The sequence below is a fragment of the Lactobacillus kalixensis DSM 16043 genome (genome assembly GCF_001434335.1).
In the GTDB taxonomy this organism is placed as follows: domain Bacteria; phylum Bacillota; class Bacilli; order Lactobacillales; family Lactobacillaceae; genus Lactobacillus; species Lactobacillus kalixensis.
In genome coordinates, this window is sequence record NZ_AZFM01000101.1 from 1 (window position 1) to 284 (window position 284).

Consider the following 284-nt stretch of genomic DNA (forward strand, 5'->3'; position numbering starts at 1 on the left):
GCCAAGTTCCAGGTCGAAAAACTGTTGCATCTCAGGCGTAACATCGCCTTTTGTTCCTGTTGGATTAAGCATAACTAAGTGCGTGTCATTTTGCAACAAAAGACCATCGACTTCGTTAAAAGCGATTCCTTTAGACGTGTATTTCCGGTAACCATATTTAAAGGGATCGGTCTTGAAGATAAAAATAATGTAAGTTTCAATCAGATCGGAATATCTCTTTCCTGGCCTGATGTTGGAAACGTCAAAAACGGACTGATAATATCTGAACCGTTTGCCTAGTTTAA

At 39.4% G+C, this 284-nt stretch carries 1 pseudogene; it reads right to left on the reverse strand.

Going from position 1 to position 284, the window contains the following annotated elements:
- A pseudogene (locus FC46_RS10225) lies at window positions 1–284 on the reverse strand (Rpn family recombination-promoting nuclease/putative transposase); the annotation flags it as partial.